2 protein-coding genes are annotated in these 8,566 nt (G+C 73.3%); one reads left to right on the top strand and one right to left on the bottom strand.

The features are described 5' to 3' along the window. Positions 1-29 precede the first annotated feature (29 nt). The gene (locus IEZ03_RS31900; RefSeq protein WP_184889870.1) at positions 30-6,554 is read right to left on the bottom strand and encodes a type I polyketide synthase; all 6,525 of its coding nucleotides are present in this window, start codon (positions 6,552-6,554) and stop codon (positions 30-32) included. A 288-nt stretch (positions 6,555-6,842) separates the two neighbouring features. On the opposite strand from IEZ03_RS31900, the gene IEZ03_RS31905 reads away from it, so the two are divergent. Beyond that, positions 6,843-8,566 (top strand): MFS transporter (locus IEZ03_RS31905; RefSeq protein WP_229808704.1); only part of this gene is annotated, 1,724 nt, incomplete at its 3' end.

The raw sequence follows: 8,566 nt of genomic DNA on the forward strand, positions 1-8,566 counted from the left end.
GTGGAACGACGGGGTTCGTTGACCGGCCCTCAGCGGGCCGTCGGTGCAGGGACGGCGTCGTGCTCCCGCCGCCCGGCGAGCCGGCCCTCCAGGTGCGCGGCGAGAGCCTCGACACTGGGCGGGTCCAGCAGGTTGAGGTGGTGCGCCCCGGGGATCGTGACGATCTCGAGGTCGGAGCAGAGCCCGCCGAAGCCGTTCGTGCCGTCGAGCACGTAGCGGGCATCGCGGACGGCCCAGGGGGTCTCCTCGGGCGCGTAGTAGAGGATGACGCGGCCGTCGTACGGCTCGGGCTGGTACGCCTCCAGGGATCGGGTGTCCTGGTGCGACGTGAGCTGGTGCGTGAGGGCCGCGGGCGGGATGTGGTCCACGAGGGGGGCCGCACGCTCCATGACCAGCGCGAACTGCGCTTCCTCGTCCAGCCCGGACAGTTCCTCGTAGGTGAGGGTGACGTCCAGGCCGTACGTCTGGTTGATGTAGTCCGCGAACGCGGAGAACCGGCGGGCGAGCGTGTCGGACTCGTCGTCCACCGCGAGCGGGAGGCCCGCGTCGAACAGCGCGACGAACTCGACCTCGCGTCCGGCGGCGGTGAGCTGCCGGGCCGTCTCGTAGGCGAGGACGCCGCCGAACGACCAGCCGCCGAGCCGGAACGCGCCCTCCGGCTGCGCCTCCAGGAGGTGCTGGACGTAGCGGGCGGCGCGCTCCTCGACGGACGGCGCGTCCTCGAACCGCTCCAGGCCGTAGACCGGCTGGTCCGCGCCGAGCAGGTCGACGAGCTGGCGGTAGCAGGCGGTGGTGCCGCCCGCCGGATGCGCGATGAAGATCGGCCGCCGGTCACCGGACGCCTCATTGTGGGGGGACGACCCCCCACGCCCCCCGGAACGGCCCAGTTTCAGCGGCCGGACCGTCTGCCGCGCGGCCTCCTCGTCGGCCGCCCGGACGAACTCGGCGACGTGCTCCGCCGTGGGCACCTCGAACAGCTCGCCGCGGGTGACATCGGCGCCGAGCTCGGCGCCGACCCGCGCGACGATCTCGTCCGCCTGGTGGTCCTGCCCGCCCAGTTCCGTGAAGAAGTCGGCCGTGACGCCGACGCGGTCGAGGCCGAGGACGTCCTCGAAGATGCGGACGGCGAGGCGCTCGGCGGCGTCGCGCGGCATGACGTACCCGGCCTCGGCGTTGGAGACCGCGGTGCCGGCGGAGGCGGGCGCCGGGGCCTCCGAGAGCCCCAGCTCGCCGGCCGCCCACTCCTCGAAGACGTTGACGCTCGCGCCCTGCAGCAGCACCGACGCGGGGACGGTCAGCCCGAGGTCGTGCTCGACGCCGCTCTTGATCCGCACCGCGACGAGGGAGTCGAGGCCGAGGTCGGTGAGCGGCACGGCCGGGTCGAGGCGCTCGGGGTCGAAGCCGAGGACGGCGGCGATCCGGTACCTGACCTGCGCGGCGATCATCCGGCGGGCGGTGGCGGGGTCGACGTCCTTGAGCGCCTCCACGCCGGGCCAGTCGCCCGCGTCGTCGCCGTGCGCGTCGGCCGCCTCGGTCAGCGCGGCGAAGTACGGCATGTCGCGGATCTCGGGGAACAGCCCGACCGCCGTGCCGGGGTCGAAGCGGAGCACGCCCGTCGCGGGCATGCCGTGGACGAGCAGCGCCTCCAGCGCCTCCGCGCCCTCCGCCGGGCTGATCGGGTCGATGACGGTGACCGACGTCTCGGCGGCCCCGCCGACCTGCGACCAGGTGCCCCAGTTGATGGTGGTCCCCGGCCGTCCGCCGGCGCGCCGGTACGCCATCAGCGCGTCGATCGCGGCGTTCGCGGCGGCGTACGCGGCCTGGCCGGGCGAGCCGAGCAGCGCGGCGGCCGACGAGTGCATGACGAGCCAGTCGAGGTCGAGGTCCCAGGCGGCCTCGCTGAGCCGCCGCGCGCCCTCGACCTTCGCCGTCCACACCCTGTGGAGATCGTCGGGGCCGAGGTCGGCGATCAGCCGGTCGTCGATCGCGCCCGCGCCGTGCACGATGCCGCGGAGCCGGACGCCGCCCTCCTGCGCGACCCGGACGAGCCGTTCGGCCGTGCCGGGCTCGGCGATGTCGCCGAGGACGACGCCGACGTCCACGCCGTCCTCGCGGAGGCGGGCGATCACCTTCTCGGCGTCGGCGTCGGGCCCGCGGCGGCCGGACAGCACGATGCGTCCCGCGCCGCGCTCGGCGAGCAGCCGCGCGGTGACGAGGCCGATGCCGCCGTACCCGCCGGTGATCACGTAGGCGCCGCCGCGCCGCACCGCGCGCTTCGGCTTCGCGGGCGCGTCGGGGAGTGCGGCCTGCGCGAGGCGCGCCACGTAGCGGGTGCCGCCGCGCCAGGCGACCTCCCGCGCGCCGTCGTCGCCGAGCAGCTCAGCGACCAGGTCCGCGGGGCGGTCGACGTCCACGTGCGTGGCCCGCTGGACGGTGCGCTCGAACGCCAGGACCCGGGTGAGCGCGCTGACGAACCCGTGGCCGGGCTCGCCCGCTTCGCCGCCCCGCACGGCGACGGCCCGGTGCGTCGCGACGTACAGGCGCGGGCCGTCGGGCAGCGAGCGGCTCACGCCGGCGACGGTCAGGACGAGGTCCTCGTCCACGAGATCGGCGGACGGGACGAGGAGAACCCCGTCGACGGGCCCGTCCATCTCGGGGTGCCCGTCCGGCGGACCGGCCGTCGGCAGGTGCCGGACGACCCGCCGGCCGCGCTTCTCCAGCTCGGCGGCCGCCGCGCCGGCGAGCGCGTCGTCCTCGTCCGACAGGATCAGCCAGGTGTCCCGCGAGGCTTCGGTGTCGGGAAGCGGCGCCTCGTCCCAGACCAGCTCGACGAGCTTGTCGGCGACCGGCACCGGTACGTCGTGGCGCTCGACGCGGCGGAGCACGATGCCCGTGGCCTCCGCGAGGACCTGCCCGTCCGCCGCGAGGAGCACGACCGAGCCCGTCGCGCCCTCCTCGTCCTGCACCACCGCCGCCCGCACGTGCCCGCCGCGGTGCGCCGGCCCGAACACGCGCAGGCTGCCGATGGTCTCGGCCTGCCACACGCCCGCGCCGAACTGCGCCGCGGCCTCGTCCGACAGGACGGCCAGGCACCGGTGGAACACCTCGGGGTGCAGCCGGTAGTGCCGGCTGCCGCGCTCGGCGCCCGCGACCTCCACCGCCGGGCCGGGCGCGGACTCCGCCGGAGCGCGGTGGTCCTCGCCCACGTCCGCGCTGGCCAGCCGCACCCAGGTGCCCGCCGGTGTGAGCGCGTGCACCTCCACGCGCTGCTCGGCCTCGGTGAACGTCGTCGTCACGGTCGCGTGGTCGGCGAGTGCGAGCGGCCGCTCTATCCACAGGCTGTTGACGCGGACGTCCTCGGTGCCCAGCGCCGACGCCCCGGCCGCGAGCGCCATCTCGGCGAACGCGGAGACCGGCAGTGCGCGCAGGCCGTGGACGGTGATCCCGTCCAGCCACGGCTGGGCGGCGAGACCGACGTCGGCGCGCCAGGCGTGCCGCTCCTCGCCGGGGAACTCCGCGTACGCGCCGAGCAGGGGGTGCTCGTCGCGTCCGCCGGACCCGCGCGCCGACAGGTCGACCCAGTGCCGCTCGTGCCGCCACGGCGACCGCGGGACGTCGACGATGCGGCCGTCCGCGGGCCGGGCGACCGGGTGGCCGTGCGCCGCCAGGGTGGCGAGCTGCGCGTGGAAGGTGAGGGTGTCATCGGTCTCCTCGCCCTTGCGGGCCCGCTTCAGCGTGTGGGTGACGAGCGCGCCCGTCCCCTCCAGGGTCTCACCGACGGCGTGCGCGAGGATCGGATGCGCGTTGACCTCGACGAACGTCCGGAAGCCGTCCTCGGCCGCCGCCGACACCGCGTCGGTCAGCCGGACCGCGTTCCGCAGGTTCGCCGCCCAGTGGTCGACCCCCAGCCCGGACGACGCGTCGAGGAGGGCGCGGGGGTCGTCGAGGGCGGTCGTGTAGAGCTTGATGCCCTCGGCGAGGGGCGTGCCTCGTTCGGCGCCCACCTCGGCGAGCGCCTCGCGCAGTTCGGGGAGGAGCGGGTCGACCTGGGGCGAGTGCCCGGCGCCCTCGGCCTGGACCATCCGGGCCAGGCGCCCCTCCGCCTCGGCGCGCTTGACGATCTCGGCGACCTGGTCGGCGTCCCCGGTGACGACGGTCTGCTTCGGCGACGAGTGCACCGCCGCGTACACCTCGGGCAGCCCCTCGCCCAGCCGGGCGACCTCGTCGGCGGACGCGCCGAGGACGGCCATCGCGCCGCCGCCGACGAGCCGGGTCAGCAGCCGGGAGCGGCGGCAGATGACGCGGACGCCGTCCTCCAGCGTGAGCGCGCCCGCGACGACCGCGGCGGCGACCTCGCCCATCGAGTGGCCGATGACCGCGCCGGGGGTGACGCCGTACGACTTCCACATCCGGGCCAGGCCGATCTGGATCGCGAACAGCACCGGCATCGTGGTGACCGGCCCGTCCGGCTTCCCGCCCTCTTCGAGGAGCGCCCACAGGTCGGGGCCGCCCTCCTCGGCGAACAGGCCGTCCAGGTCGTCGATGGCCTCGGCGAACGCGGGCTCCTCCTCAAGGAGCCGCTGCGCCATCCCGGCGCGCTGCGCGCCGTACCCGGAGAACACCCACACGGGACGGCCCGGGGAGCCGAGCGCCGTGCCCGTCACCACACCGGGGTGGGGCCGGCCCTCGGCGAGGGCGGTCAGCCCTTCGACGAGCCCTGCCCGGTCCCTGGCGGCGACGGCGGCGCGGGCTCGGCCACGGCCGGCGCGCCGGTGCAGGGTGCGCGCGAGGTCGGGAAGCTGCACGTCCTGGTTCGGGATCCACTCGGCCAGAGCGGCGGCGTGGTCGCGTACCCGGTCGTCGCTCGTGTCGGACAGCGGGAACGTCCGGACGACCGCCGGCTGGACGACCGGTTCCTGCGCGGGAGCCTCTTCCAGGACGACGTGTGCGTTCGTTCCACCGAACCCGAACCCGGACACACCGGCCCGTGCGGGATGCCCCCGCTGGGGCCAAGGCGTCTCTTCCGCGACGACCGCGAGACGCAGTTCGTCGAACGGGATATGCGGGTTGGGTTCCTTGTAATGCGCGCTAGGCGGAATGACACCGTGATGTAGCGCGAGGGCGGCCTTGATGAACCCGGCAATGCCCGCCGCCGACTCCATGTGCCCGAGATTCGACTTCGCGGAACCGAGCAGAAGGGGCTCGCCGGGTTCGCGCCCGGCGCCGAGCACCTCGCCGACCGCCTTCGCCTCGATCGGGTCGCCCAGGAACGTGCCCGTCCCGTGCGCCTCGACGTAGTCGACCTCGCGGGTGTCGATGCCCGCGCTCCCGTACACGTCGCGGAGCAGGGCGCGCTGCGCGTCGGAGTTGGGCGCGACGAGGCCGTTGGACCGCCCGTCGGAGTTGACGCCGGACCCCTTGACGACGGCGAGGACGCGGTCGCCGTCCCGCACCGCGTCCGACAGCCGCTTCAGGACGACGGCGCCGCAGCCCTCCGCGCGGACCATCCCGTCGGCGGACGCGTCGAAAGCCTTGCAGTGCCCGTCCGAGGCCGTCCCGCCCGCGAGGTCGAACGTCATCGTGACGGTCGGCGACAGCAGCACGTTCACGCCGCCGGCGAGCGCCACGTCCGCCTCGCCGCTGCGGAGCGCCTGCACGGCGAGGTGCGTGGACACCAGCGACGACGAGCACGCCGTGTCGACGATCATGCTGGGGCCGCGCAGGTCCAGCAGGTACGACAGCCGGTTCGCGATGATGCTGAGCGCCGCGCCCGTCGCGGTGAACGGTTCGAGGGACGCGAGGTCGGACGCGGTGAACGCCGCGTACTCCGGCGCGGACACGCCGACGAACACGCCGGTGCGGCTGCCGCGCAGCGACGCCGGGCCGATGCCCGCGTGCTCGAACGCCTCCCACGCGACCTCGAGGACGAGGCGCTGCTGCGGGTCCATGACCGCGGCCTCGCGCGGGGTGATCCCGAAGAACGCGGCGTCGAACCCGGCGATGTCGTCGAGGAAGCCGCCGAGCCGGGTCGTGCGGGCGAGCAGGTCGCCGACCTCGGGGGATCCGTCGTCGAAGGGGTCCCAGCGGCCGTCCGGCACTTCGCGGACCGCGTCGCCCCGGCCGGTCAGGAACCGCCAGTATTCTTCGGGCCCGGTGAGGTCGCGCCCGCCGCCGGGGAAGCGGCAGCCGATGCCGACGACGGCGATCGGCTCGTCGTTCGCGGCCTCCCGTGTCACGGCCGGTGCCGGTTCCGCGGCCTCGGCGGCACCGCCCGCGAGCACCAGGGAGAGCTTGTTGATCGTCGGATGTTCCCAGACGAGGGTGGCTGGGAGGGCGCGCCCCAGCATCTGCTCGAGCTCGCCGGCGATCGCGACCGCGTCCCGGGACGCCAGCCCGAACTCCTCGAGCGGCCGGTCGGGGTCGATCTCGGCGGCGGTTGTCCTGGAGCGGCGCGCGATCTGCTCGATCAGGTGCCGGCGGATCGAATCCTCACTGATCCGAGTCTCGTCCTGCGCGTTGGCCCGCGCGGCTCCGGAACGATCGTTGCTCTGCATACGGTGGGTTCCCCCCAAAACCGGGATCGTTCAGCGAAGCGGAGGGACCCACTTTGTCCTACGATGACCAACTCATGATGCGCATCCAGACCACTTTTCTCAACCGCTACTTGTCACGGTGATGACAAGACTCGGGAGTAACCATTGTGGCCTGATGGGAGAGTTGAGGCACCCTGCCCCACAGTCGGGGCTGAGTAACGAACTGCGAACCAATAGTAACAATAGCGACGAGCGCTTTAGGGGGAAGCGGCGATTTCCTGACTGTGGGGAATTCACGCCGTACGCACAGTGACCCGGGGCCGGTACCGATGGGCGCTGGCGGTCGTGGCCGTCAGCGCGTTCATGACCACCATGGACAACACGGTGGTCTTCACGGCGCTGCCCACGATCATGGCGGACCTGGACATGTCGTCCTCGGCCAAGGACTGGGTCGCCACCGGCTACATCCTGATGTTCTCCTGCCTGATGATCATGGGCGGGCGGCTCGCGGACGTCTACGGCTGCCGCGTCACGTTCACCTCCGGCATGATCGTCTTCACCGCCGCCTCGGCGGTCTGCGGTCTCGCGCAGAGCTCCGACGTGCTCATCCTCGCCCGCATCGTGCAGGGCGCCGGCGCCGCGCTCGTGCTCCCGGCCACGCAGGTCATGGTCACCGTCGGACGCAACGACAAGCAGCGCTCCATCGGCAACATCGCCTTCATCGGCGCCGCGTCCAGCGCGACCGCGCTCGGCCCCACGATCGGCGGGGTCATCGTCCAGCACTGGCACTGGGGCTGGATCTTCCTCATCAACATCGTGCCCGGCATCCTGGTGACCGTCCTCGGGCTGTTCGTCCTCACCTCGAAGGGCGAGAACAAGCACGCCCGCATCGACCTGCCCGGCGTGCTGATCTCCGCGACGATGCTGTTCGCGTTCATCTACGGGCTGGAGTCCGGCAACAAGCACGGGTGGAGCAACCCGTCGGTGCTCAGCGTCTTCGCCCTCGGCGGGATCGCCCTGGCCTGCTTCGTCCTGGTGGAGAGCTGGGCCCCCGACCCCATGATCGACCTGCGGTTCTTCCGCAACCGCGTCTTCACCGGCGGGCTGATGTCGCAGATGCTCTACGGCATCGGCTTCAACGGCATGATGTTCTACTCGCAGCCGTTCCTCCAGCGCTTCCTGGGCTTCTCGCCTCCCGAGGCGGGCCTGGTCATGCTGCCCCCCGCCATCGCGATCATGGTGCTGACCCCGATCGCGTTCCTGCTCGCCACCAAGGTCGGCCCGCGCCCCGCGATCGGCTTCGGCATGGCCCTGATGGGCCTCGGCATGTTCCTGTTCTCCACCCTCCAGACCGGCGACGGCTACGCCGAGCTGATGCCCGGCGTGATGCTCGTCGGCGTCGGCGCGGCCCTGGGCATGCCGCTGGTGATGTACGTGCTCAAGGCCGTCCCCGAGCAGCGCGCCGGGGTGGCCAGCGGCGTCATCAACGTCATCCGGGAGGCGTCCGGCGCGTTCGGCATCGCCATCGTGGGCCTGCTCATCCACGCCGTCCCCGACGAGGGCGCGGACGCCGCGGAACTGGAGACGTTCCGCGACGGAACCTCCTCGGGCCTCATCCTCGGCGCCGGCCTCGTCCTCATCGGCGGTGTGATCAGCGCCCTCACCCTGCCCAGCCGCCGCGGCTGGCTGGGCCCGAAGCACGGCAAGAAGCCCCCCGTAATCCCAGACCCGGCGGAAACCACCCCCGACCTAGTCCCGGCAGCATCCCGCACCTCCCTGGACCTGGCCGTGGCCAGCGCGTCCCCGCCGAACGCCCCCCTCCCGCTCCCAACCACCTGGGAGAACGAAGACATGCCGGATCCCGTCCCGGGCCCCCACTGGTGGGCCGACACCGACCCCAAGCCCACCGACGACACCTTCACCTGGCACAAGGAAGCCGGCCCCTGGCCACCCCCACCCACCACCACCCCACCCCCACGCACCTGGGAAGACTGGCCCACCGACCCCACCCCCACACCCCCAGAATGCCCCAC

The organism is Actinomadura livida (assembly GCF_014648675.1).
Classification (GTDB): domain Bacteria; phylum Actinomycetota; class Actinomycetes; order Streptosporangiales; family Streptosporangiaceae; genus Spirillospora; species Spirillospora livida.